Source organism: Nocardia sp. NPDC047648 (genome assembly GCF_040642815.1).
GTDB lineage: Bacteria > Actinomycetota > Actinomycetes > Mycobacteriales > Mycobacteriaceae > Nocardia > Nocardia gamkensis.
On sequence record NZ_JBEYSX010000001.1, the window covers coordinates 441,648 to 464,084 of the forward strand.

At 70.5% G+C, this 22,437-nt stretch carries 26 protein-coding genes; 12 read left to right on the forward strand and 14 right to left on the reverse strand.

The features are described from left to right. Positions 1-500 precede the first annotated feature (500 nt). The 5 genes from ABZ803_RS01985 to ABZ803_RS02005 all read right to left on the reverse strand — a co-directional run bounded on the left by ABZ803_RS01985 (position 501) and on the right by ABZ803_RS02005 (position 5,015). Positions 501-2,099 (reverse strand): amidohydrolase family protein, encoded by a 1,599-nt coding sequence (locus ABZ803_RS01985; RefSeq protein ID WP_357031496.1) that lies wholly within the window; start codon positions 2,097-2,099, stop codon positions 501-503. Between the two features lie 40 nt (positions 2,100-2,139). Beyond that, positions 2,140-2,394 carry a hypothetical protein gene (locus tag ABZ803_RS01990; RefSeq protein ID WP_357031499.1) on the reverse strand — a complete coding sequence of 85 codons (255 nt, stop codon included), beginning with the start codon at positions 2,392-2,394 and terminating at the stop codon, positions 2,140-2,142. Between the two features lie 57 nt (positions 2,395-2,451). Continuing rightward, on the reverse strand, positions 2,452-2,955 hold the full coding sequence (locus ABZ803_RS01995) for an FxsA family protein (RefSeq protein WP_357031502.1): 504 nt from the start codon (positions 2,953-2,955) through the stop codon (positions 2,452-2,454). 92 nt (positions 2,956-3,047) lie between these two features. Continuing rightward, positions 3,048-3,707 carry a response regulator transcription factor gene (locus ABZ803_RS02000; RefSeq protein ID WP_357031505.1) on the reverse strand — a complete coding sequence of 220 codons (660 nt, stop codon included), beginning with the start codon at positions 3,705-3,707 and terminating at the stop codon, positions 3,048-3,050. A 135-nt stretch (positions 3,708-3,842) separates the two neighbouring features. Beyond that, entirely contained in the window at positions 3,843-5,015 is a 1,173-nt protein-coding gene (locus ABZ803_RS02005; protein WP_357031508.1) for a histidine kinase, read from the reverse strand. A 351-nt stretch (positions 5,016-5,366) separates the two neighbouring features. On the opposite strand from ABZ803_RS02005, the gene ABZ803_RS02010 reads away from it, so the two are divergent. After that, positions 5,367-6,134: a TSUP family transporter gene (locus tag ABZ803_RS02010; RefSeq protein ID WP_357032628.1), complete on the forward strand. Its 768-nt coding sequence runs from the start codon at positions 5,367-5,369 to the stop codon at positions 6,132-6,134. Here the strand turns inward: ABZ803_RS02010 and ABZ803_RS02015 are convergent, their stop codons facing one another. After that, entirely contained in the window at positions 6,135-6,782 is a 648-nt protein-coding gene (locus ABZ803_RS02015) for a TetR family transcriptional regulator (protein ID WP_357031511.1), read from the reverse strand. A gap of 177 nt (positions 6,783-6,959) precedes the next feature. Between ABZ803_RS02015 and ABZ803_RS02020 the strand changes: the two genes are divergently transcribed. Together ABZ803_RS02020 and ABZ803_RS02025 are read left to right on the forward strand one after the other, a co-directional pair. Beyond that, positions 6,960-8,483 (forward strand): TldD/PmbA family protein, encoded by a 1,524-nt coding sequence (locus tag ABZ803_RS02020; protein WP_357032631.1) that lies wholly within the window; start codon positions 6,960-6,962, stop codon positions 8,481-8,483. Then, positions 8,480-9,868 carry a metallopeptidase TldD-related protein gene (locus ABZ803_RS02025; RefSeq protein WP_357031514.1) on the forward strand — a complete coding sequence of 463 codons (1,389 nt, stop codon included), beginning with the start codon at positions 8,480-8,482 and terminating at the stop codon, positions 9,866-9,868. The genes ABZ803_RS02020 and ABZ803_RS02025 overlap by 4 nt, the downstream gene beginning before the upstream one ends. A gap of 10 nt (positions 9,869-9,878) precedes the next feature. Here the strand turns inward: ABZ803_RS02025 and ABZ803_RS02030 are convergent, their stop codons facing one another. Both ABZ803_RS02030 and ABZ803_RS02035 read right to left on the reverse strand, forming a co-directional pair. After that, positions 9,879-10,262, reverse strand: a complete 384-nt coding sequence (locus ABZ803_RS02030) for a PPOX class F420-dependent oxidoreductase (RefSeq protein WP_357031516.1) — start codon at positions 10,260-10,262, stop codon at positions 9,879-9,881. Positions 10,263-10,330: 68 nt separating this feature from the next. After that, positions 10,331-10,879: a helix-turn-helix transcriptional regulator gene (locus tag ABZ803_RS02035; protein WP_357031519.1), complete on the reverse strand. Its 549-nt coding sequence runs from the start codon at positions 10,877-10,879 to the stop codon at positions 10,331-10,333. Between the two features lie 114 nt (positions 10,880-10,993). On the opposite strand from ABZ803_RS02035, the gene ABZ803_RS02040 reads away from it, so the two are divergent. Continuing rightward, entirely contained in the window at positions 10,994-11,710 is a 717-nt protein-coding gene (locus ABZ803_RS02040) for a glyoxalase (protein WP_357031522.1), read from the forward strand. Between the two features lie 17 nt (positions 11,711-11,727). On the opposite strand, the gene map is transcribed toward ABZ803_RS02040, so the two are convergent. After that, positions 11,728-12,492 (reverse strand): type I methionyl aminopeptidase, encoded by a 765-nt coding sequence (gene map, locus ABZ803_RS02045; RefSeq protein ID WP_357031525.1) that lies wholly within the window; start codon positions 12,490-12,492, stop codon positions 11,728-11,730. A gap of 104 nt (positions 12,493-12,596) precedes the next feature. Between map and ABZ803_RS02050 the strand changes: the two genes are divergently transcribed. Continuing rightward, entirely contained in the window at positions 12,597-12,860 is a 264-nt protein-coding gene (locus ABZ803_RS02050) for a helix-turn-helix transcriptional regulator (protein WP_040870129.1), read from the forward strand. On the opposite strand, the gene ABZ803_RS02055 is transcribed toward ABZ803_RS02050, so the two are convergent. Next, on the reverse strand, positions 12,857-13,252 hold the full coding sequence (locus tag ABZ803_RS02055) for a PPOX class F420-dependent oxidoreductase (protein ID WP_357031528.1): 396 nt from the start codon (positions 13,250-13,252) through the stop codon (positions 12,857-12,859). The genes ABZ803_RS02050 and ABZ803_RS02055 overlap by 4 nt on opposite strands. A gap of 127 nt (positions 13,253-13,379) precedes the next feature. Beyond that, positions 13,380-14,546 (reverse strand): epoxide hydrolase family protein, encoded by a 1,167-nt coding sequence (locus ABZ803_RS02060; protein ID WP_357031531.1) that lies wholly within the window; start codon positions 14,544-14,546, stop codon positions 13,380-13,382. 124 nt (positions 14,547-14,670) lie between these two features. Between ABZ803_RS02060 and ABZ803_RS02065 the strand changes: the two genes are divergently transcribed. Next, positions 14,671-15,450: a histone deacetylase gene (locus tag ABZ803_RS02065; protein WP_357031534.1), complete on the forward strand. Its 780-nt coding sequence runs from the start codon at positions 14,671-14,673 to the stop codon at positions 15,448-15,450. Here ABZ803_RS02065 and ABZ803_RS02070 read toward each other — a convergent pair. Continuing rightward, positions 15,384-16,655, reverse strand: coding sequence for a helix-turn-helix domain-containing protein (locus tag ABZ803_RS02070; RefSeq protein ID WP_357031537.1), 1,272 nt, complete (start codon positions 16,653-16,655; stop codon positions 15,384-15,386). The two genes, ABZ803_RS02065 and ABZ803_RS02070, sit on opposite strands and share 67 nt — an antisense overlap. A 208-nt stretch (positions 16,656-16,863) precedes the next feature. Between ABZ803_RS02070 and ABZ803_RS02075 the strand changes: the two genes are divergently transcribed. After that, complete coding sequence (locus ABZ803_RS02075; protein ID WP_357031540.1) at positions 16,864-17,241, forward strand: hypothetical protein; 378 nt, start codon at positions 16,864-16,866, stop codon at positions 17,239-17,241. Between the two features lie 21 nt (positions 17,242-17,262). On the opposite strand, the gene ABZ803_RS02080 is transcribed toward ABZ803_RS02075, so the two are convergent. Then, positions 17,263-18,213 (reverse strand): FAD-dependent oxidoreductase, encoded by a 951-nt coding sequence (locus ABZ803_RS02080; protein ID WP_357031543.1) that lies wholly within the window; start codon positions 18,211-18,213, stop codon positions 17,263-17,265. Positions 18,214-18,323: 110 nt separating this feature from the next. Between ABZ803_RS02080 and ABZ803_RS02085 the strand changes: the two genes are divergently transcribed. Beyond that, positions 18,324-19,427 carry a glutamate--cysteine ligase gene (locus tag ABZ803_RS02085; RefSeq protein ID WP_357031546.1) on the forward strand — a complete coding sequence of 368 codons (1,104 nt, stop codon included), beginning with the start codon at positions 18,324-18,326 and terminating at the stop codon, positions 19,425-19,427. 41 nt (positions 19,428-19,468) lie between these two features. Here ABZ803_RS02085 and ABZ803_RS02090 read toward each other — a convergent pair whose 3' ends face one another. Further along, complete coding sequence (locus ABZ803_RS02090) at positions 19,469-20,194, reverse strand: anti-sigma factor (protein ID WP_357031549.1); 726 nt, start codon at positions 20,192-20,194, stop codon at positions 19,469-19,471. Between the two features lie 370 nt (positions 20,195-20,564). Between ABZ803_RS02090 and ABZ803_RS02095 the strand changes: the two genes are divergently transcribed. The 4 genes from ABZ803_RS02095 (at position 20,565) to ABZ803_RS02110 (ending at position 22,357) form a co-directional block, all read left to right on the forward strand. Continuing rightward, on the forward strand, positions 20,565-21,113 hold the full coding sequence (locus ABZ803_RS02095; protein ID WP_357031551.1) for a TerD family protein: 549 nt from the start codon (positions 20,565-20,567) through the stop codon (positions 21,111-21,113). 181 nt (positions 21,114-21,294) lie between these two features. Then, positions 21,295-21,711, forward strand: coding sequence for a phage holin family protein (locus tag ABZ803_RS02100; RefSeq protein WP_357031554.1), 417 nt, complete (start codon positions 21,295-21,297; stop codon positions 21,709-21,711). Next, a complete protein-coding gene (locus ABZ803_RS02105; RefSeq protein ID WP_357031557.1) occupies positions 21,708-22,103 on the forward strand; it encodes a DUF3618 domain-containing protein in 396 nt (131 codons plus the stop codon). Before ABZ803_RS02100 ends, ABZ803_RS02105 begins: the two co-directional genes overlap by 4 nt. Beyond that, positions 22,100-22,357, forward strand: a complete 258-nt coding sequence (locus ABZ803_RS02110) for a DUF4235 domain-containing protein (protein ID WP_357031560.1) — start codon at positions 22,100-22,102, stop codon at positions 22,355-22,357. The genes ABZ803_RS02105 and ABZ803_RS02110 overlap by 4 nt, the downstream gene beginning before the upstream one ends. Positions 22,358-22,437 lie beyond the last annotated feature (80 nt).

Here is a 22,437-nt window from a genome sequence, read left to right on the forward strand (position 1 = left end):
CGGCCGGAACCAGCGACTCGGTGGCCCGAATTCGCGTCGGGTGAATCCGCCACTCGAACGCGTGAGGTCGCTGCCTCGCAGTTCCGGCGGCGCTCGCACCGCCGCCCTTCCAGGACCCCACCCTTCTGGCACTCAGTGCCATGCCCGTCATCGTGCCGGTGCGGTATCGCCTCGCGGCGAACATGTCGCGGTCCGCGTTCCGCCGGGTCATCGAACGTAGGCATTCCACTGCCTGGCGATCGCGCCTGAGAAACCCGGTTACCGCACTGCCGCGAACGCACTCCGCACGGCGGACTCCAGCTTCGGCGACTGTCCTCCACGCATGCTCCGGGCTGGGCCCCGGCTGCCCTGCGGTCGTCGGCTGGAGAAACGGCGTCCGCCGTTCGGCCGACCTGGGGCCGGTAGAGGAGAAGCGAGATGACAAGCTCCGGCCGAGCGCACGTTCCCGAAGGCCGACCACCGAATGGCCGGGAGCCGTGGCCGGCTCCGCGACCGCCCGCTCATCGCGCATAGATCGTCACTCCTCGGTGCACGGTACGCAGGCACGTGGGCAGCGGTGCGTCCGGTTCGAGCGCGGGTAGCCCCGGCACGCGCGACCGCGGGTCGGTGGACCAGCGCTGTACCGAATCGGCGGCCGCGGCGACGACGAGTTCACCGGTATCCCAGATCGCGTAGGAAGCGGGCGCGCCGGGTACCAGGGTGCCCGCCACCCCGTCGCGTACACCGCCCGCGCGCCAAGCGCCGCGAGTGGCCGCCGCGAACGCGGCGCGCGGGGACAGGCCGTGGCCAGGGGTGCGGTGAGCGGTCGCGGCACGCACCGCCGCCCACGGGTCGAGCGCGGTGACCGGGGCGTCGGAGCCGATCGCCAGGGCGACGCCCGCGGAGGCCATGGCGGCGAACGGATTCGACGCCGCCGCGCGCTCGGCGCCGAGCCGCGCGGCGTACATGCCCTCCGGCCCACCCCACGCGGCGTCGAATCCCGGTTGCACACTGGCGATCACACCCCAGCGCGCCAGGCGGGCGATGTGCTCGCCGTCGACCAGTTCGGCGTGTTCGACGCGATGCCCGAGCGCCGCGACCGCCGGGACGCCGAGTTCGGCGACCACCCGTTCGACACCGGCGAGGACGGCGTCCATGGCGGCGTCGCCGATCGCGTGGAATCCGGCCTGGATACCGGCGACGGTGCAGGCGCGGACGTGGGTGGCGATCGACTCGGCGTCGAGATAGCTTCGGCCACAGCCGGATTCGTCGGCATAAGGCGCACGCAGCCATGCGGTGTGTGAACCGAGGGACCCGTCGACGAAGAGGTCACCGCCGAGGGCGTGCACCCCGAGTTCGTCGATCAGGGCGCGGGCCTGCTCGGCGCTGCCCACCGCCTCGCCCCAATAGGCCCGGACCTGGACACCGTGTTCGAATTCGAGCAGTTCGCGCACGTCGGCGCGGCCCGCGATCTCCGGGCCCGCGCACTCGTGGACCGCAACGACCCCGCGCGCGGCGGCATGGTCGAGTGCCGCGGCGCGCGCTCGATCCCGTTGCGCCCTGGTGAGATTCGCGAGCGCGGCGGCGCGCACCGCGTGATGGGCGGCGGCTCGCACGGGCTCGCCACGGGTGAATCCGTCGGTCGCGGGCAGTTCGGGCAGCGCGTCCAGCAACGCCGAGGACGCCACCGCCGAGTGCGCGTCCACCCGCGAGAGGTAGACGTGCCTGCCCTCACCCGCCGCCGTATCGAGTTCCTCGGCGGTGGGCGGCCGTCGCTCCGGCCAGGCGGTCTCGTCCCAGCCGTCGCCCAGGATCGCGCCGTCGGGGTGCGCCTCGGCGAACTCGCGCAGCGACCGCAGGCAGTGCTCGAGCGACCGGGTGGCCGAGAGGTCGAGCCCGCTCTGTTTCAGGCCCAGCGCGGTGACGTGCACGTGCGGATCGACGAACGCGGGCGCGACGAAGGCGCCGTCGAGGTCGATGATCTCGGCCTCCGGGTGCAGCGCGCGACCCGGTTGCTCGGCGCCCAGCCAGACGACGGTGCCGTCGCTCACCGCCATCGCCGTGGCGTCGGGTGAACTGGCACTGTAGAAACGGCCGCCGATCAGCAACTGGGTACTCACGAGGCACCAGTCTGCCGTATGCCCGATCCGGCGGTTTCGGTCAGCCGTTCAGCAGGGGGTGGCGCGCCAGATCCTCCGGCTGCGCCAGCACCGCCATCACTTCCGCGTATTCCGGCGGCGCACCGCCGGTTGCCGGGGCCGCCGGGGGCAGGCAGCCCGCCTCCACGGCGATCAGCTCCAGCCGCAGCGCCGCGGCCGTGAATCCGGAAATCGACTGTCCCGCAGCGGCCGCCGCTCGTTTGACCGCGGCAGCCAGCTCCTCGCTCACCGTTACGGTGAGTTGCTCGGTGGCCATCGCGCCACGATAGCCCTTCGCGGCGCGACAGGGAACCGGGTACGCCGACTCCGGCGCTCAGGCCGAGGTGATCGCGCGGCGTGCGTTGCCCTGGCCGTCGTCGTACCACTGCCCCATGACGGCGCCGTCGACCACGTCGCCTCCGTCGACGACCACGCCGCCTCCGTCGACGATCACGCCGCGATAGGGCGCGGCCGCGACGAGCCTGCGGAAGCGGCGCGCGGCGAAGGCCAGCACGAGGGGGCGCACCAGGACTCGGGTGGGAGGCAGCAGCAGGAGCAGTCCGAACAGCGAGGTGACCAGGCCGGGCACGAACATCAGCACCCCGCCCGCCGCGACCAGGGCGCCGTCGGCCACGGCGGTCCCGGGCGCCACTTCCCCGCGCGCGGCCCGGCGGAACTGCTCGAACACCCGCCGCCCCTGGGAGCCGACCAGCAGCAGGCCCGCGGCCGATCCGGCGATCAGCACCAGGATGGTCGGCAGCACGCCGATCAGCTGACCGGCCGCGACCAGGGCGGCGACTTCGACGACGACGTACAGCACGAACAACAGGGCGGGCATGGCGATCCTTTCGGACGATCTACCCGGTCAACGTTCCGCACCCGGGTTTTTCTCCCCAATCCGCCTGATAAGGCGCTGAGATCCGCCTCGCATCAGCCGCCCGGCCGCACCAACCCCGTCTCGTAGGCCAGCACGACCGCCTGAACCCGGTCGCGCAGACCGAGTTTGGTGAGCACCCGGCCGACGTGTGTCTTGACCGTCGCCTCCGACAGATACAACTGTTCGGCGATCTCGGCGTTGGAGCGTCCGGCCGCGATCTGCTCGAGCACCTCGCGCTCGCGGGCGGTGAGCACGTCGAGCACGCCCGGGTCGCGGGTCCGTGCGGGGTTCTCCGCGATGAGCCGGTCCAGCAGGCGTTTGGTGACCTTGGGTGAGACCACGGCGTCACCGCCGGCGACGCTGCGGATCGCCGAGACCAGATCCTCCGGCGGGGTGTCTTTCAACAGGAATCCGCTGGCCCCGGCCCGAAGCGCGCCGAGCGCGTGCTCGTCGAGGTCGAAGGTCGTCATCACCAGCACCCGGCTGCCGTGTGCTGCCTCCACGATGCGGGTGGTGGCGACGACCCCGTCCACCACCGGCATCCGCACGTCCATCAGCACCACATCGGGGCGCAGTTCCGCCGCTGCGGCGACCGCCGCTGCGCCGTTGGCCGCCTCGCCGATCACTTCGATGTCGGGGTGCGCGCCGAGCACCATCTTCAATCCCATTCGCATGAGTTCCTGGTCATCGACGACGAGCACGGTGATCGGCACGTTGCCCAATGTAACGTGACCGCTTCGGCGCGCCGGGCGACCTGTGCCGTGACGGCTCACGCGCACCCGGCCGTGGGGACGAAACCCTGTGCGGCGCAGCGCCCTACACGTCGCGGAAGAATCCGGTGTCCCGGCTCACTCCGCTGCGACCGGTCGCAGCGGGATGCCGGCGTGCACGCGCCAGGCTCCGTCGGCGTCGCGGCCCGCTTCCAGGCTGCCGCCGAGCACCGCGACGCGTTCGCGCATCCCGACCAAGCCGAGCCCGCTGCCCTCGATGCGCGTGCCCGATTCGTGCAGCGGGACCCCGCCGGTGTCGGTGACGTCGATCAGCACGTCGGCGTCGGTGCGGCGGACCCGCACCCACGCCTTCGGGTGCGGCCCGGCATGCCGCAGCGTGTTGGTCAGCGATTCCTGCACGATGCGATGCACGCCGAGGCTGACCTCGGGGGCGATGTCGTCGAGTTCGCCGGTCAGCTCGAGTTCCACGGCCAGACCGGTGCCCCGCATCATCTCCACGACCTTGGCGATGCCCGCGGTGCCGTGCTGGGGCAACTGGTCGGGAGCGTGCTCGGTGCGCAGCAGAGCCACGGTTCTGCGCAGTTCGCGCAGTGCTTCACGGCCGGTTCCCGCGATGGTGGAGAGCGCCTGTTCGGCGGCGTCCGGGTCGCGGCGCAACGCGTATCTCGCGCCGTCGGCCTGCACGATGATCACGCTCACCGCGTGGGCCACCACGTCGTGCAGTTCCCGCGCGATGCGGGTGCGTTCGGCCGCGACGGCGTCGTGCGCGCGACGTTCCCGGTCGTAGTCGGCGACCGCGAGCCGGGCCGCCACCTCGGCGTCGTAGGCGTGCCGCGCGCCGATGAACTCCGCGAGCGTCCAGCACAAGGCGTAGAACATGATGGTGAACACGCTGTCGGAGCCGGAGGGTTTCCCGATCGCCACGATCGAGAGCCCGAGATCCACCGCCAGCCCGAGCCCGTACCACAGTCCGTCCCGCCGGCCGACGTAGGCGACCAGGGTGTAGAGCATGATGCCGTGCGACAGCATCGCGATGTGGTCGGCGTCGTCCTCGGACAGGAAGCCCACCAGCGTCGCGGTCAACGACAGTGCCAAGGTGGTGGCCGCCATGGCCCGGGGGTACACCCGGCGCAGGGTGAGCGGCAGCGGGAGCAGCACCCCGATGGCCAGGTAGGCCAGCTTGTTGTGCGCGTTACCCATGCCGATGATCTCGAGCAGCACGAATACCGCCGCGAGCACCGAATCGGCCACGACGGGCTTGCCCCGGAGCCACAGACTGAAACGACGCACGCGCTCAGCCTAGAGGCGCCCGGCTGGAAGGCAGGCGGCCCCGGCGGCGGGCTCCGTCACGGACGGTTGTCGGCCGCAGCGCTGCCGAGCCCCTGACCGGCACATTCGTCACGGGCCTCGGGGAAGTCGCGCGCGAGTTCGACGTTCCTGGTCGTCGGAACGGTGGAGCTGCGCGATTTCCGGCGCGCCACGGCCGTCGACTACTGGTCGAGGCGTCCGAGGGTTGCCCGCGCACGATATCGCGGCCGCACGCGCGCCGATGTCTCCCAGGACGACGGCATATCCGGTCAGCACTGGGAAACCGATGCAGGCGGAACACCCGGTCAGGCCGGGGTCTGGTTGTCTACCGGGGTGGAGATCGGAGACTGGGCGGTTCTGTTGACGGCGGCGACGGCCGCGGGCTGGGTGGACGCGGTGGTGGGTGGCGGCGGGCTGATCGTGCTGCCGACGTTGTTCGTGGTGGCCCCCGGCATCGCGCCGCAGACCGCGCTGGGCACCAACAAGCTCGCCGCGGTCGCCGGGACGAGCGCCTCGGTGCTGACCTTCGCGCGCAAGGTGCCGATGCGCTGGCGGGTGCTGCTGCCCGCGGCGGTGATCGCCGCGGCGGCGGCCGCGGTGGGCGCCGCGGCGGTCTCGCTGATCGACCGCGAACTGTTCGTCCCGATCGTGATGGTGGTGCTGGTCGGAGTCGCCGTGTTCGTGACGCTGCGTCCGTCGATCGGCGTCACCTTGGCCACTCATCCGCCCACCCGGCGCAAGATCGTGCTCACGGTGGCGCTGGCGGCGGGGTTGATCGGCTTCTACGACGGCCTGCTCGGTCCCGGCACCGGCACGTTCCTGATCATCACCTTCGCGACCATGCTCGGCACCGAGTTCGTGCGGGCCGCCGCCATGGCGAAGGTGATCAACTGCGGCTCCAACGCCGGAGCGCTGATCTTCTTCGGCGCGACGGGGCACATCCTGTGGGCGCTCGGCGCGGGAATGGCCGTGGCGAACGTTCTCGGTGCCGTGGTCGGCGCGCGCATGGCGCTGCGCAAGGGCGCCGAGTTCGTGCGCGTCGTGCTGCTGGTGGTGGTGATCGGGATGGTGATCCGCTTGGGTTGGCAGCAGTTCGGCTGATCAGCCCACCGGTTCGGCGCGCTGGGTGGCGAGCCAGGGTTGCAGCACCCGCGAGGTGGTTTCGTGAATCCTGCGCTGCAGGCGCTCGGCGTCCTCGACACCGGCCACCGGCTGCTGGAACAGCACGGTCAGCGCACCCGACACCGCGCCGACGACCGCGCCGACCAGAGCGGCGGCGCCGACCTCGTCGAGTTCGGCGGGAAACGCCTTGTGCAACTGTCTGGCGATCTCGCGCTGGGTGACCAACTGGGCGTGCGCGGCGCGGCCGCTCACCGCGGGCACGGTCCGTGACAGCTGGGCGCGCAGCGCGCCGATCCGGGCATAGAGGTCGTCGACGAGATGCTCGCCGGGATTGTCACCGGCGGCGCGCAAGGCGCGCAGCAAGACCTCCACCGGCCGTTCCCCCGGTCGCCGGCTCGCGATGGCCGCCACCGCGGCGCGCACGCGCTGGTCGGATTCCGGGAAGAGCAACTCTTCCTTGCTGGCGAAATAGTTGAAGAAGGTGCGGGTGCCGACGTCCGCCGCGGCGGCGATGTCGGCCACCGTGGTCTCCTCGTAGCCTCTGGTCTCGAACAGCTCGGCTGCGGCTTCCAGGATGGCTCGGCGGGTACGTTCGCGTTTGCGGTCACGAAGGGCGGATGGCGGCACGCGGGCACAGTACGGCATCCGGCGAGCAACACGCCGGAGGTACGAGTGTCGCGCGCGCCGTTCGCCCTGCGGCAGCGGCGTATTCCGCGCGAACCGGCACGCGATGCATTCTTGCACGGCGTGTGTTCACCGCGCCCGCACGCACTTGCGCCACCGGCTAGGTTGGTGCGGGTGAGCATCGCGACTTCCAGAGACGTGGACGCCGAGTTCCTCGATCTGCCGCTGGCCGTGCTCGCCGACGCCGCCTTGGCCGCGGCGACGGCAGCCGGCGCCGAACACGCCGACCTGCGGGTGCATCGCCTGGTCACCCAGTCGATCCGCTTGCGCGACGGCCGGGTCGAGGCGGTCACCGACAGTACCCGGCTCGGCTTGGCCGTGCGGGTGATCGTCGACGGCACCTGGGGTTTCGCCTCGCACGCCGCGCTGACACCCGACACCGCCGCCGAGGTGGCGCGTACCGCGGTCACCGTCGCGACCACGTTGCGGGCGCTCAACCGCGAACGCGTCGAGTTGGCCGACGAGCCGCGCTACGCCGACGCGCGCTGGGTGTCGGCCTACGACATCGACCCGTTCACCGTGCCGACCGGCGAGAAGCTGGCGCTGCTGCAGGAATATTCGGAGCGGCTGTCGCACGCCGACGGGGTGGACCACGTCACCGCGAGCTTGCTGCAGGTCAAGGAGCAGACCTTCTACGCCGACACCGCGGGCTCATCGATCACCCAGCAGCGGGTGCGGCTGCACCCGAGCCTCGAGGCGATCACGGTGGACACCTCGGCGGGAGTGTTCGAGACGATGCGCACGCTGGCCGCGCCGGTTGGCCGCGGATGGGAATACGTCACCGGCGCCGACGGCGTATGGGACTGGGACGGCGAACTCGCGCGTATCCCGGAGTGGCTGGCCGAGAAGGTGAAAGCGCCCGGCGTGCAGGCCGGGCCGACCGATCTGGTCATCGATCCGACCAACCTGTGGCTGACGATTCACGAATCGATCGGTCACGCCACCGAGTACGACCGGGCCATCGGCTACGAATCCGCCTACGCGGGCACCTCCTTCGCCACGCCCGACAAGCTCGGGTCGCTGCGCTACGGCACCCCGATCATGCACGTGACCGGCGACCGCACCGAATCGCACGGGCTGGCCAGCGTCGGCTACGACGACGAGGGCGTCGCGGGGCAGCGCTGGGACCTGGTCCGCGACGGCGTCCTGGTCGGTTATCAACTGGACCGGGTTTTCGCGCCGCGCCTGGGTCTGCGACGGTCCAACGGCTGCTCGTACGCGGACTCGGCGCATCACGTGCCGATCCAGCGGATGGCCAACGTCTCGCTGCAACCCGATCCGGACCGCGACACCAGCACCGAGGAGTTGATCTCGCGGGTGGACGACGGTCTCTACATCGTCGGAGACAAGTCGTGGTCGATCGATATGCAGCGCTACAACTTCCAGTTCACCGGCCAGCGGTTCTTCCGCATCCGCGGCGGGAAGCTGGACGGCCAGATGCGCGACGTCGCCTACCAGGCCACCACCACCGAGTTCTGGGGTGCGATGGAAGCCGTCGGCGGACAGTCCACCTGGCAGCTCGGGGGCGCGTTCAACTGTGGCAAAGCGCAGCCAGGCCAGGTCGCGGCGGTCAGCCACGGCTGCCCGTCGATCCTGGTGCGCGGCGTGAACATTCTCAACACCCGGACGGAGGCCGGCCAGTGAGCGACGATCTGTTCCCCGCGAGCGCGACCGTGGAGCGGGCGCTGGCGCTGTCGCGCGCCGACGAGGCGATCGTGATCGTCCGCGACGAGCACGAGGCGTCGCTGCGCTGGGCCGGGAACTCCATGACCACCAACGGGTCGTCGGTGTCGCGGCACTGGGCGGTGGTCTCGGTGTTCCGCGAGGGACCTACCCTCGCCCGGGTCGGCACGATCGCCTCGACCAGTGTCGATCCCGGCGATATCGAGGCCGTGGTGCGGGCGAGTGAGGCGGCGGCGCGCGACGCCGAGCCCGCGCGAGACGCGATGCCGCTGCTCGAGCCGGACGCCGCCGACGACGACTGGACCGCCCCGGCGGGTGGCACCGGCATCGAGGTGTTCACCGATCTGGCCGAGGGCCTGGCCCCCGGATTCGACGGCGCCGACCGGCTCTACGGCTTCGCCCACCATCAGATGCACACCACGTGGCTGGGCACTTCGACCGGCATCCGCCGCCGCTTCGTGCAGCCCACCGGTTCGGTGGAGATCAACGGAAAGCGCGGCGAAGGCGCGGATCTGGCCAGCGCGTGGGTAGGGGTCGGCACCGCGGACTTCACCGACGTCGACGTATCCGGCCTGCTCGCGGACCTGTCCCGCCGCCTGGACTGGGCCGAGCGCAAGGTCGAGTTGCCCGCGGGCCGCTACGAGACGTTGCTTCCGCCCTCCACCGTCGCCGACCTGATGATCTATCTGGCCTGGTCGATGGAGGGCCGGGGCGCGCAGGAGGGCCACACGGCGTTCGCGCGGGCGGGCGGCACCCGGGTCGGCGAGCGCCTGAGCGATATCCCGCTCACCCTCTACTCCGACCCGCACGCCCCCGGACTGGAATACCGTCCGTTCGTGGCGGCCACCGCGTCGTCGGAATCGATGTCGGTGTTCGACAACGGCTTGTCCGCCGAGCGCGTCGACTGGCTGCGCGACGGCGTGATCTCCGCGCTGATCTATCCGCGCGCCAGCGCCGCCGAATTCGACGCACCCGCCACGGTTCCCGGCGAGAATCTGCTGCTCACCGGCGGTTCGGAAGCCACGATCGATGACATGATCGCGCGCACCGAGCGCGGTCTGCTGCTGACCACGCTGTGGTACATCCGCGAGGTCGACCCGGCGACGCTGCTGCTCACCGGACTCACCCGGGACGGGGTGTACCTCGTCGAGAACGGCGAGGTCACCGCGGCGGTGAACAACTTCCGGTTCAACGAGAGCCCACTGGACCTGCTCCGGCGGGTGAGCGAGGCGGGCGCGACCGAACTCACGCTGCCACGCGAATGGAAGGACTGGTTCACCCGGACCGCCATGCCGCCCTTGCGGATTCCCGATTTCCACATGTCGTCGGTCAGCCAGGCGACCTGATCGGCGCGGGTCAGGCAGCGGGGGTGATCTCGATGCCGATGGTGCCGGACTTGCCGCGCCGCAGGTTGCTGCCGAGGATGACCAGCGGCCCGGTGAGCCAGTACTTGCGGCGCAGCAGTTTGCGCACCCGTTCGGTGCCCTCGGCGTCGAGCAGTCGCCCGGTCCCTTCGATCACCGCACCGCGCGGCTTGCCGGTGGCATTGCACGCTTGCAGGGTGACTGCCGGATTGCGGCGCAAGCGCTTGACCTTCCAGCTGTCGGTGACGGTCCAGACGTAGAGTTTGCCGTTGTCGCTCACCGCCCACACCGCGGTGCCGACGGGAGTTCCGTCCTTACGGAAGGTGGTCAGCAGCACGTAGTCGGCCTCGGCGACGGCGTCCAGCGAATTGGTCATGCCGGGCAGCGTATCCCGCATCCCGGCGCGGGGAGTTGGGCGGGAAAGGCGGCCTGCTCGCCGACGACCTATTCCGGCATCCGGTACTCCCCCGCTTCCAGGCGCGCCAGCACGCCCTCGGTCCACGCCGACAGGTTCGCGAACACGCCGCTCCACAGTTCCAGCAGATCGGTCGCGTGCGGCGCTTCGTATCGCCCGGGAAAGTCCGGGATCATGGCCAGCAGATCGGCGCGCACCGCCGCACTGCGGCGGCTCTGTTCGCGCAGCTTCGCGATGACGTGCGCTCTGGGCAGCGCGTCCATGAAGGCGATGGCCGCCCCGAGTTCCTCCATGTCGATGCTGACCAGTGCCTCGTCCATCAGCTTGCGGAATTCTGCCTCGCCCGTTTCGGTCAGCTCGAACAGCGTGCGCCCGGGACCCTGATCGCTGTTCTCGGTCGCGAACGCGCTCAGCTTCCCCTCCCGCGTGAGCTGTTTCAGCGCGTGATAGATCGAGCCGGGCTTGACATTCGTCCAGGTCTCGGCGCGCCAGGACAGCAGTTCCTGGCGCAGGGCGTACCCGTGTACGGGCTGACGCAGGCGCATCACCCCCAGCACCAGCAGGCGCACCACCGACATCGTGAACTCCTCTCGCCTCCGCAACCGCATGGTAGTCAAGTTTGACTTCCCGGCGGACAGGGGCCTACCCTCTGCTAGTCAAAATTGACTACCGCAGGCAATCGGGAGGGTTTCATGGCCGACACGGCGGTACCGCAGCTCTGGACCGACGACCTGTCCGGCACGCTGGATTTCTACAAAACACTGGGTTACACGGTGACGCACGAGCAGACCCGCCCCTACGTCTACGGCGCGATAGAGGACCACGACTGCGCCCTGCACTTCGTGCCCGCACCCAAGGACGGCGGCGTCCCCACCGAACGCGCGGGCTGTCTCGTCATGGTCGACGACGTGGCGAGCAGGCATCAGGCCTTCAGCACCGCGCTGCGCACGCGCTACGGCAAGGTTCCCGCGAAGGGGCTGCCCCGGATCACCCGCTTCCGGCCGGGCCAGTCCCGGTTCACCGTGGTCGATCCGGCGGGCAATCAGGTGATCTACATCCAGCGCGACGAACCCCCGGAAGTGGAATACGGCGGATCGAAGAAGCTGGACGGGCTGGCCAGAGTGCTGGACAACGCTCGCATCCTGCGTGATTTCAAGACCGACGACAAGGCCGCGTTCCGCGTGCTCGAGGTCGGCCTCGGCCGGTTCCGGGCCGAGGCGCCGCGGCTCGACGTGGCCCGGGCGCTGGCGGCGCTCGCCGAACTGGCCGTCGCGATCGGAGAACCGGGTCGCGCCGAGCAGTTCCGCGACGGGTTGCGCGCGATGGAGCTGTCCGCTGCGGAACGCGCGTCCATCGCCGGGGAACTGCGCGCCTCCGACGACCTGACGGCATGGCTCTCGGAGACATAGCCGCCGGTCGGCGCCCCTCACGCCGCGGTCAGCACCTCCGGTCCGTCCGGAGTGATCGCGATGGTGTGTTCGGAGTGGGCGGTCCGTGAGCCGTCCGCCGAGCGGATGGTCCAGCCATCGGGATCGGTGACGATGCGGTCGGTCGTGCGCGCGAACCACGGTTCGATCGCGATGGTGAGTCCGGGCCGCAGCCGATAGCCGCGCCCGGGCCTGCCGGCGTTCGGCACGTGCGGGTCCTCGTGCATGGTGCGGCCGAGGCCGTGCCCACCGAACTCGGTGTTCACCGGGTAGCCGTACGCCCGCGCCACGGCGGCGATCGCGGCGGAGATATCGCCGATGTGGTTGCCGGGCACCGCGGCCACGATCGCCGCGGACAGCGCCTCCTCGGTGGCCCGCACCAGCCGCACGTCCTCGTCCGCGGGGGAACCGGTCACCACCGTGGTCGCCGCGTCCGCGACCCAGCCATCGATCCCGACCGCGAGGTCCATACTCAGTACGTCGCCGTCGCGCAGCGTGTAGTCGAACGGAAGTCCGTGCAGCACAGCATCGTTCACCGACAAGCAGACGGTATTGCGGAACGGCCCGCGCCCGAACGAGGGCGCGTAGTCCCAGTAGCAGGACTGCGCGCCGCGTTCGCGAATGCGCTCGCGGACGTGGGCTTCCAGGTCGAGCAGATTCACCCCCACCCGCGCGCGCTCACACAGCTCGGCGAGCACGCCGGCGACGAAACGCCCTGCCACTCGCATTCGCGCGATCTCGGCGGGGCTCTTCAACTCGACCATCGATCCTCCGTATATCGGTATTTTAATACCACGATAGCCGTGCCGGTATTTTAATACCAATCGGGTCGCTTGCGGCGCTCACAGGCCGTCCGTAGCCTGAGCGCATGGTCCGGCTCCCGTTGACTCCCGCGCAGATCGAGGCAGGCCGCCGCCTCGGCACCGCCTTGCGCGCCGCTCGCGCGGACCGCGAACTCACCGAGGTCGCGCGGGCGGCCGGGATCTCCCCGGAGACGCTGCGCAAGATCGAGACCGGCCGACTGCCCTCTCCGGCCTTCGGCACCGTCGTCGCGTTGGGGCAGGCGCTCGCGGTCCCGCTCGACGATCTCGCGGACATCTGGCGCTCCGCGGGACTCGCCGAATCCGCCTAGGGCAGATCGTCCGCCGTCCTCGGATCGATCGCGATGCCGACGGACGCGTCCGCGCCGCGCAGCAGCTTGTGGCCGCGAATGGCGAGCCGGCCGATGAGGCCGTATTTACTCGCCACCAGGTCCCGGACCCGTTGCGTGCCGTCCGCGTCGAGGATGCGTGCGCGGCCCGGCAAGACCTCCTGTGCGGTCGGACGGCCGCGCCCGTCGCAGGCCTGTAGCGTGACGTCGGGATTGCGGCGGATCCGCTTGACCTTCCAGGTCTTCGGATTGGTCCAGACGACGATCCGGTGCCCCTCCGGAGCCACCCACACCGGTGTGCCGACCGGTGTCCCGTCCTTCTTGAAGGTGGTCAGCAGGACGGTCCTGCTCTGGCTCATCTCGTTCCACGTCATAGGGAAACGGTAGACCCGAACATCGGCGCAGACATCCGACCGGAGAACGGTTCGCCGTTACGCCTTCGCGCGTAGCTCTCCGACGGACGTGGGCGGCGACGCGCTCGCTCCGCCGCCCACTCGACCGCTACCCGCGATGCTTGCCGAAGAAGGCGCGGACGTCGGCCACGAACAGTTCCGGTTGCTCCGCCGCGGCGAAGTGCCCGCCCTCGCTGTATTCGGTGAAATGCTCGATGTGCCCCTCCGGATTCATCACTCGGCGCATCAACGGGTGCGTGCCGAACACCGCCCATCCCTGCGGCACCCCGGAGGGCATCACCCAGTCCATCCCGGAATGGGCGTTCTCCCAGAGGAATTGCGCCGCCGACGCGCCGCTGCGGGTGAACCAGTAGATGCTGACATTGGTCAGTAGCAGGTCACGCTCCACCGCCTCACCCACCGGCCGTGCCGGGTCGGTCCAGGCTTGGAACTTCTCCGCGATCCAGCCGAGCTGCGCGACGGGCGAATCGGTCAGGGCGGCCGCTATGGCGTTCGGCTGAGTGGTCTGCAGCGTCAGGTATCCCTTCTGCTGGGCCCACTTCTCCCGTTCGGCATCGATGGCGGCGAGCTCGTCGCCGGTGAGCCCATCCGGCATCGGCAGTTGCTCGCCCACCAGCCCGAGTGTGCCCGGGTCACTGTTGACATGCGTCGCGATCACCCGCTCCGGATGGGTGGCGGCCAGGCGTCCGGTGACGCCCGCGCCGATGTCTCCGCCCTGCGCCACGAACTTCTCGTAACCCAGCCTGCTCATCAGCTCCGCGAACGCCTCGGTCGTGCGCGCCAGCTCCCACCCCGTCGAGACCAGCGGCGTGGAGAACCCGAACCCGGGCAGCGAGGGGATCACCAGGTGGAAGGCATCCGCCGGGTCACCGCCGTGCGCCCGCGGATCGGTCAGCGGGCCGATCGACTCCAGGAATTCGACCACCGATCCCGGGTAGCCGTGGGTGATCAGGAGCGGAATCGCGTTCGGCTCGGGCGAGCGCACATGGAAGAAGTGGATGGTCTGGCCGTCGATCTCGGTGGTGAACTGGGGGTGGGCGTTCAACCGCGCCTCCTGCGCGCGCCAATCGAATTCGTCACGCCAGTACTGCGCCAGTTCGCGCAGGTAGTCCGGCGCGATCCCGCGGTCCCAGTCCCCCTCGGTGCCCGGCACCACGTACGGCGAGCGCGCCCGGGCGAGCCGCTCCCGCAAGTCGTCGAGGTCGGCCTGTGGGATGTCGATGCGGAAAGGCCGGATCTGCTTCGTGTTCGTCATGAGAGCCACTTTTGCGGCCATTGCGGAAGACTTGCTTCCGCAATGTGCCGACTTTGTCGCACCGGTTTCCGGTCGGGTGCCGGGGACGGTGTGCGGGTGCGGCGAAGAGCCGAGAATGGGTGTCATGATGGCGCGGCATCTCGAGGGCACAGCCGGCTCGGCGACACCGCGAGCGGCATCGGACGCGGATCGGCACCGCTCGCGCGGCGACCTGGTCTGGTACGCCGCCTACGGCTCCAATATGAGCCTGACCAGGCTGCGCACCTACCTTCGCGGCGGCAGGCCGGAGGGAGGAGCGCTCACCCTGCCCGGCTGCCGCGACCACGCCGACCCGCTCCGCTCGATCCCCCTCCTGCTCCCGGGCGTGCTGTATTTCGCCACCGAATCGCTGACCTGGACCGGCGGCCGCGCCTTCTACGACCCGGGCTGCCCCGGCGAGATGGCCGTGCGCGCCCACCTGCTCACCACCGCCCAGTTCTCCGACATCGTGGCGCAGGAGATGTATCGCGCGCCTGGCACGGAGCTGAGCTTGACCGAGGTGCTCGAGACGGGGACGACCACGCTGGGTCCCGGCCGGTACGAGACCCTGGTCTGCACGGGAACCCATACCGGACACCCGGTGCTCACCTTCACCGCACCGTGGCGTTGTCGCGACGTGCGGGGCAATCCGCCCGCCGCCGCCTACCTGCGGCACCTGGCCGCGGGCCTGCGTACCGCGCACGGCTGGTCCTGCCGGCCGACCGCGGGCTACCTCGCCACTCGTCCCGGCGCCGACCGGCGATGGACGCCCGAAGCGGTGCACGAACTGATCGGCGCGAAGGAGCCGCGGCGGCGAACCTACGAGGAGACCGCGGCCGCCCGGGTCCAATCCCCCACCGGCGACTCGTCCTCGTTGTCCCGGTAGCTGCGGGCGACCAACGCGGCGCGTAGGTACCAGACCCCGGAGGCCTGGGCTGGGTCGAATCCGGTGAGCTGACCGATGCGCTTGAGCCGGTAGTCCACGGTGTTGGTGTGGATGTGCAGCGAGCGCGCGGTGCGCTGGCGATTCAGGTTCGTGCCGATATGCCGTTTGAGCGTTTCGAGGAGTTCGGGGTGCTCGTCGAGCGGATCGAGCAGCGTCCGGAGGGTTTCCAAGCCGGGGCCCGGCCGGGTGAGCTGGTATTCCAGCGCCAGGTCGTCGAATCGGAACAGCCCGCGTCTCCAGCGCAGCCGCTGCACCATGTCGAGCAGCTCGTGGGCGCGGTCGGCGGCCGTCGGCACCTCGACCGGGGCCGCGACGATCACCGTCGCGACGATCGGCACCTGGGCCGCGCGGCCGAGCCCCTCCACCAGGTCGTCGAGGGCCTTGTCCTCGGTCGAGGCGGACGGCAGCAGGACGGTGCCGCCGTCCACGCTCAGCAGCGACAGCACCGTCTCCCCGCAGCGGGTCGCGAGTTCGGATTGCACCCTGCGCAGCTTCCGCCGCGCCACCACCGCACCGTCGAGTTGCGGATTGCGTTCGTCCGGATGGGGGGGAATCGCCAGCGCGAGAACCGAATACGAGTCGGCGATCTGGATGCCGCACTCACGGGCCATGGTGAAGGTGGGGTGTCCGCCGAGCAGGGCCGAGGCGAGGGTGTGCGCCGCCGTGTGATGCTCGCCGACCACCGCGCGCAACTCGGTCACGTACGCGCGCGAGACGGTCGAGGTGATGGTGTCCAGGATCTCCAGCAGACGGCGGCTGATGTCCTTGAGGCTGTCGAAGTCCGCGGCGGTCGCGTTCGCGACGATCAGGTCGAAGCCGAGCTTGAACCCTTCGTGCACGGCGTGGTGGATGGTGTCGATCGGGATGCCCTCACGCGCCCAGCCCGCCGCGGCGTTGCGCAGCAGCAGGGTCTTCTCCGGGATGTCGCTGCCGTCGAGCATGCTGACGGCCAGTTCCAGGCACAAGCGGGTGATGTTGGTGATGTCGCCGTTGAGCGCCTCGCCGGGGAGGGTCCGGCAGTGCGCGACGGTCTCGATGAAGTGGCCGACCATTTTGCGCGACAGATTCCGCACGTCCCGCAGGGAAGAACTGGCCGGGCGGCCCGAGAGGGTCAGATCCGGGCCTGCCGAATCGGTGATGGACATGTGACTCCTTCAGTCCCCGATCACGGAAAGTACTCCACGGTAACTTGACCGGGTCGGCGTGCCGAGGGTCGCGCCCCCGGTTGGGGACACCACCCGAACCACGCGGTGTGCGTCTGTGAAGCCTCACAAGTCGTATTCGCGCGGTCGAATTCTTTCGATCCCCGTCGTAACGTCGGTAGCAGCAGGGTCGCCGGGCGGAGGGAGGGCCATGAATATCGGCCCGCACGAGAAAGATCGGGACATCGCCGAGGTGTCCGCGAGATCCGATCGTGGCACCCGTCGCGGCGGCCCCGACGCGCTGATTCGAATGGGGCTGGAGCTGGCCCTCGTGCTGGTCGACGCGGCCGAGGCGGCCGGAAATCTCGCCTTGGGCCGGTTCGAGCACGCGGCCACCCGGTGCGCCCAGGCGGGCATCCCGATCGAAGCGGTGCACGCCGTTCTGCGCGACGGCGTCGACGCGGGCCTCGCCGGGCCCGTAGCCGGTTCGCCCGGGCGACGCACCCCGCGCGACCAGGTCGAACCCGGCGTTCTCAGCGACTTCCTCGAGGCGCTGAACTCGGTCGTGGCGCGCAGTTACGCCAACTGATCCGAACGGGTCACGGTCGGCTCACAGCGCGGCGACGAGCGCCGCGCTCTCCAGCGCGCATCCGTACCCGATGGTGATGCCGGAGCCGCCGTGGCCGTAGTTGTGGACGACGGGCGTGCCGGGCAGCACGGCGGTGTCGAGTTCCACGCGGACTTCCCGGCGACCGGGGCGCAGTCCCACCACGGTTTCCAGCACTTCGCTGCCAGCGAGAGCCGGAACCAGATCCCGGCAGCGCCGCAGAATCGATCGAGTGAGGTCGGGAGCAGGCGCCGTGTCCCACTCGCCGATGTCCAGGGACCCGCCCAGCACGCAGTCGTTCGCGCGCGGATGGACGTAGGCACGGCCGAGCGGATGCGCCTCGTCGCGGACCGAGACCGACAGTCCTGGATTCGCGACCCGCACGATCTGACCGCGGATCGGATACGCCTCCCGGTCGCCGACCAGCTCGGCGGCCCGCAGGCCCGCGCAGTTGATCACGACGTCCGGCGACAGGTCGGCGAGCTCGTCGAGCCGTCGCACAGTGCGCGGCACGCGGTGCGCGCCCGCCGCGTCCACTTGCGCGCTGAGGAAGGGCAAGTAGGTCGGCATCTCCACCAAGGGAACTTCGAAACGGAACCCGAATCGGTAGCCCGGCGGCAGTTCGGCGGGATCGGCCGACCGGAACGAGCGCACCGATCGCGACCACGCCGGTATCGGGGGTTCGTCGCGATACAGCGCCATCGACGAGCACATCCGCACACCCGGCGCGCCCGCGGCGGCCAACCCCGCCAAGTGCTCGAAAGTGATCTCGCCCCAGGCCCGCACACGATCGGCGGGGCCAGCGGCGGTCGGAAACCAGACCGCGGCGGCCAGGAAGGACGTCGTCGCCGTGATCGGCTCCGCGCTGACGACGATGACCTCGTGCCGGGCCCGGAGCAGTTCGGCCGCGGTGGACAGGCCCGTGATGCCCGAGCCGAGGACGACGATCCGCATGCGGGCGACATTATCGACCCTCGCCCGCAGGGGCTGTTGCCGCAGCACCGCCCGTGGGGAGCCGCGCGTTTCGGCTGACTAGCCGGGGCGACCCTGGGTATTGCCCGCACATGGACGATGGGCGCCTGACGGTCGGCGTAGAAGAAGAGTTCCTGCTTGTCGACCCCCGTACCGGCGAGCCGCTGGCACGCAATGTGGAAGTGGCGCGCACCGCCGAGGAGATCGGGGTCGACCTGCAACTCGAGCTGACGCGCTGTCAGGTGGAGACCAGCACGGCGGTCCACACCGATATCGGCGCACTGCACCGGCAGTTGCGGGAATTGCGCCGCGATATCGCCGCCTGCGCCGAGCGCAACGACGCACGCCTGCTCGCCGTCGGCATACCGCCCACCGTCCCGCACGACTTCCCCGTCACCGATACGCCGCGCTACCAGCGCATCGCCGAGAACTTCGGCATGCTCGCCCACGAGCAGGGACTGTCGGGCTGCCATGTGCACGTCGGCGTCCCCGACGCCGAAACCGCGGTCCAGGTCAGCAACCACCTGCGGCCGTGGCTGCCGCAACTGCTGGCGATGACCGCGAATTCGGCCATCTACCGCGGCACCGAGACCGGATTCGCCAGCTGGCGCAGCATCCTGTGGCGGCGCTGGCCCAGCGCGGGGCCACCGCCGTATTTCGAGTCCGCCCGTGACTACGAGGCGATGGTCGCGATGATGCTCAACAGCGGCAGCATCCTGGACAAGCAGATGGTCTACTGGGACGTTCGTCCGTCGGTCTCGTTCCCGACCGTCGAAGTGCGGGTGAGCGACATCCCCGCCACGGTCGAGGAGACCGCGCTCTTGGCGGCGCTGGTGCGCGCCATCGTCGTCACGGCACGGAAATCGTTGGCCGCGGGTCAGATCGCACCGCCGGTCCCCGCCGAGGTGCTGCGGGCGGCGTACTGGAAAGCCGCCCGTTCGGGATTGGACGGCGACGGTGTCGATCCCTATGACAGCAATGTGGCGCCGGTGCGCGACCTGCTGTTCCGGCTGATCGAGCACGTGGCCCCCGCGCTGGACGAGGCAGGCGACCGGCAGTTCGTCGACGAGGCGTTCGCACACCTGCTCGCACGCGGCAACGGCGCGCATCGGCAGGTCGCGGCGCTGCGGGCACGCGGCGAGATCGATGACGTCGTCGAGGAGGTCGCGCGCGCGACCCTCGAAGGGTGCGACTAGCCAGGGGCGTCCGGGCGCAGGCACCGGCGGCTCGAAGACGCTCAGCCCAGCGTGACGGCGGCGATCTGCGGCGAGGTCGGGCGCGGCGATCCGTTCGCTGGTTCGATCGTGACGGCGAGGATGTCCGTGGAATCGATTCCGGTCGCCACGCCCGCCCGCGACACGCCGGTCAACACGCCCGCCGAACGCGGCGTACCCGCGGACGACACGACCCAGAGCTGATACCCCCGCCCGGGTGGTGGCGCGGGCACCGCGTCGAAGGTGACCGCGACCGCGCCGAGCCGGTCGGAGATGCTCACTGTCAGCGTGCCGCCGACGGACAGTTCGATCACCCGCGAACGCGCGTCCGGTTGCCTCGAGACCTGGTCGGCCGTGACCGCCTCGGCATGCGGCCCCGCGATCCGCTCGGCCACCACCACGGCGCCAGCACCCGCCGCGACGACCACCGCGGCGGCCACCACCAACCTTGCGACGCGGCGGCGGGCGAGGATTTCGCGACGGCGCCGCGCGCCGGGACGCGAGTCGTCGATCGCCCCGAGGATCTTCGACTCCAGGGTCGGTGGAGGATTCACCGCGGCGCTCGCGCTCAGTGCCGCCAGGGTCTCCCGGATCCCGTACACCGCCGCCGTGAACGCCGCGGCCGTGCCGGAATCGGTCTTCGCAAGCCGGTTTTCGATGCGCCTGCGCTCGATCTCGGCGACCGCGTCCATCGCGTAGGGGTACGCCAGGTCGAGCAGATCCGCGCGCGAGGTCTCGGTACCGGTCATCGCCGGTCGCCTCCGGTCGGTAGCCGTGGGTGCGCTCCATCCACCGGTAGAGCGCTCGCCGCTACCTCCGCACGCGAACCGTCCCTGGACTCCGCAGGCGAACGACCGCGCGTGGTGGGACCCGCGCCGCGGTTTCGGCGCACCTGCCCTGTGCCAACCCGCATGCCTTGACTTCGCGGCGAACGGCCTCGCGGATTGGATTCTCGCCATATCCGGCACGAACACGGGTACGCTGCTCGTCCGCCGGAATCGTCCCTATCGTCTCGCTCAGCGCGTTGCCGGGCGCACCGAAGGCCGCGCGCTACGCCCCGGGGCACGTCCACGCTCGACGGCGCAACCCGACCGCTTTCCGACGCAGAGGAGAACACCGATGCTCACAGTGCTCCGCGATGAACGCGATGTCCCGCTCGAGCACGTCACCGTGGCGCTGGGCTGGGACCCCGCTACCCGTTCCCGCTTGTTCGGCCGGCGCAAGGAGATCGATCTCAACGTCGCGGCCCTGATCTTCGCCGCGGACCGGCTCGTCGACGTGGTGTATCACGAGCAGCTCACCTCGACGGACGGGGCCGTCCGCCTGCACGGCGACAGCCTCACCGGAGAAGGGGATGGTGACGACGAGGTCATCAGCGTGGACCTGTCCCGCCTCTCCCCACACGTCACCACCGTGCTGTTCCTCATCACCAGCTACACCGGCCGGACGCTCGATCGGATCGCGAACGCCTACTGCCGGGTGATCGACACCGCGGCGGGTACCCAGCTCGCTCGCCACGAGCTGACCGGCGGCGGCTCGCACACCAGCATGGTGCTCGGTCGAGTGCGTCGCGCCGGTGGCGGCTGGCACTTCGAGGGCATCGGCGCGGGCCTGCAGGCGCGGCACCCGGTCGAGGCCGTTTCGCAGATCGGCACCTACATCGAGTGACCTCCCGGCGATTTCGTTTGCACCGCAATCGCTTCGGAGACCACCGGCGCCCAGCGATCGCGGGTCGGCCCGCCCCGCGCGCCGGTTACCCGAGCCGCGTCCGACCGGCCCGATGTCCGATTGGAATCCGGTCGCGCGGGTAGTCGCGGTGGAGGAGGTGTGACATGCCGAAGGAGGTCTCATGACCGACACGACACAGATTCGGCCGCCCGCGAACGCTCGGTCGGTCACCGAACTGGTGGAGGACGCCACCGCACAGGTGTCCCGGCTCATCCGCGACGAACTACAGCTCGCTCGTGCCGAGATGCGGGAGAAGGGCAAGCGGTTCGGGCTCGGCGCCGGCTTGGCGGGGGTCGCGGCGCTGCTGGCGTTCTACGGCGGAGCGGCGTTGGTCGCCGCGGCGGTGCTCGGCCTCGCCGAGGTCCTGCCGGGCTGGGCGTCCGCGCTCATCGTCGCGGGCGCGCTGCTGGTGGTCGCGGCCGTCTTCGGGCTGTCCGGGAAGAAGAGCGTTGAGCACGCGGCGCCGCCGATACCGCAGGAAGCGGTCGAGGGTGTGCGCGAGGACATCGAGGTGATCAAGGACAGGAGGCGGGGATGAGCGACAGCCGACCCCGGGCCGGGCAGCCCACCGACGAGGTCGCGGCCTTGCGGCGCGACCGCGACGAGGCCAGAGCGGAATTGGGCAGGACGGTCGAAGAGCTGGGCCACAAGCTCGACGTGCCCGCGCGGAGCAAGGAGAAGGCGCACGAGGCTGTCGAGGCGACCCAGCATGTGGCGTCCGAGGCGGCGCTCGCCGTCGCGGACAAGGCGCAGCAGGCTCGGGCGGGCGCCGCGGATCTAGCCCACCGGGTGGCGGCTGCGGCGCCGGAGCCGGTCGCCGCGCGCGGCAGGCAGGCCGGTGGCGCGTTGCGCGCGCACCCGATCCCGGCGGCCCTCGGCGCGGCGGTGATCGCGGCGGTGGTGTGGCAGATCGTGCGGAGGCGGCGATGAAAACGCTCTACAAACCGCTCGGCCTGGTGATCAGCGTGCTCGGCGGCCTGGCGGCGAACGCGGTGTTCACCAAGGTGTGGACGCAGATCACCGGTGAGGACCAGGCCCCGTCCTCCACCGCACGAGACCATTCCTGGCGCGAGGTGCTGTTCGCCGCGGCCTTGCAGGGCGCGGTGTTCGGCCTGGTCAAGGCCGCGATCGATCGTGCGGGCGCGAGCGGTTACGAATCGCTCACCGGCACTTGGCCGGAATAGCGCCACCGTCCCGGAGCGGCAGTCCGCCGCCGCTCGAAACCGCTGCCGCCGCCGTGGGTTCGGACACTCTTCCAGGTGCC

Coding starts and splice junctions, on each gene's coding strand:
- ABZ803_RS01990 (WP_357031499.1), bottom strand. CDS start 2,394: ATGGCCACCGAGCAACTCACCGTAACGGTGAGCGAGGAGCTGGCTGCC.
- ABZ803_RS01995 (WP_357031502.1), bottom strand. CDS start 2,955: ATGCCCGCCCTGTTGTTCGTGCTGTACGTCGTCGTCGAAGTCGCCGCC.
- ABZ803_RS02030 (WP_357031516.1), bottom strand. CDS start 10,262: ATGACCAATTCGCTGGACGCCGTCGCCGAGGCCGACTACGTGCTGCTG.
- ABZ803_RS02035 (WP_357031519.1), bottom strand. CDS start 10,879: ATGTCGGTGGTGCGCCTGCTGGTGCTGGGGGTGATGCGCCTGCGTCAG.
- ABZ803_RS02040 (WP_357031522.1), top strand. CDS start 10,994: ATGGCCGACACGGCGGTACCGCAGCTCTGGACCGACGACCTGTCCGGC.
- map (WP_357031525.1), bottom strand. CDS start 12,492: ATGGTCGAGTTGAAGAGCCCCGCCGAGATCGCGCGAATGCGAGTGGCA.
- ABZ803_RS02050 (WP_040870129.1), top strand. CDS start 12,597: ATGGTCCGGCTCCCGTTGACTCCCGCGCAGATCGAGGCAGGCCGCCGC.
- ABZ803_RS02055 (WP_357031528.1), bottom strand. CDS start 13,252: ATGACGTGGAACGAGATGAGCCAGAGCAGGACCGTCCTGCTGACCACC.
- ABZ803_RS02060 (WP_357031531.1), bottom strand. CDS start 14,546: ATGACGAACACGAAGCAGATCCGGCCTTTCCGCATCGACATCCCACAG.
- ABZ803_RS02065 (WP_357031534.1), top strand. CDS start 14,671: ATGATGGCGCGGCATCTCGAGGGCACAGCCGGCTCGGCGACACCGCGA.
- ABZ803_RS02070 (WP_357031537.1), bottom strand. CDS start 16,655: ATGTCCATCACCGATTCGGCAGGCCCGGATCTGACCCTCTCGGGCCGC.
- ABZ803_RS02075 (WP_357031540.1), top strand. CDS start 16,864: ATGAATATCGGCCCGCACGAGAAAGATCGGGACATCGCCGAGGTGTCC.
- ABZ803_RS02080 (WP_357031543.1), bottom strand. CDS start 18,213: ATGCGGATCGTCGTCCTCGGCTCGGGCATCACGGGCCTGTCCACCGCG.
- ABZ803_RS02085 (WP_357031546.1), top strand. CDS start 18,324: ATGGACGATGGGCGCCTGACGGTCGGCGTAGAAGAAGAGTTCCTGCTT.
- ABZ803_RS02090 (WP_357031549.1), bottom strand. CDS start 20,194: ATGACCGGTACCGAGACCTCGCGCGCGGATCTGCTCGACCTGGCGTAC.
- ABZ803_RS02095 (WP_357031551.1), top strand. CDS start 20,565: ATGCTCACAGTGCTCCGCGATGAACGCGATGTCCCGCTCGAGCACGTC.
- ABZ803_RS02100 (WP_357031554.1), top strand. CDS start 21,295: ATGACCGACACGACACAGATTCGGCCGCCCGCGAACGCTCGGTCGGTC.
- ABZ803_RS02105 (WP_357031557.1), top strand. CDS start 21,708: ATGAGCGACAGCCGACCCCGGGCCGGGCAGCCCACCGACGAGGTCGCG.
- ABZ803_RS02110 (WP_357031560.1), top strand. CDS start 22,100: ATGAAAACGCTCTACAAACCGCTCGGCCTGGTGATCAGCGTGCTCGGC.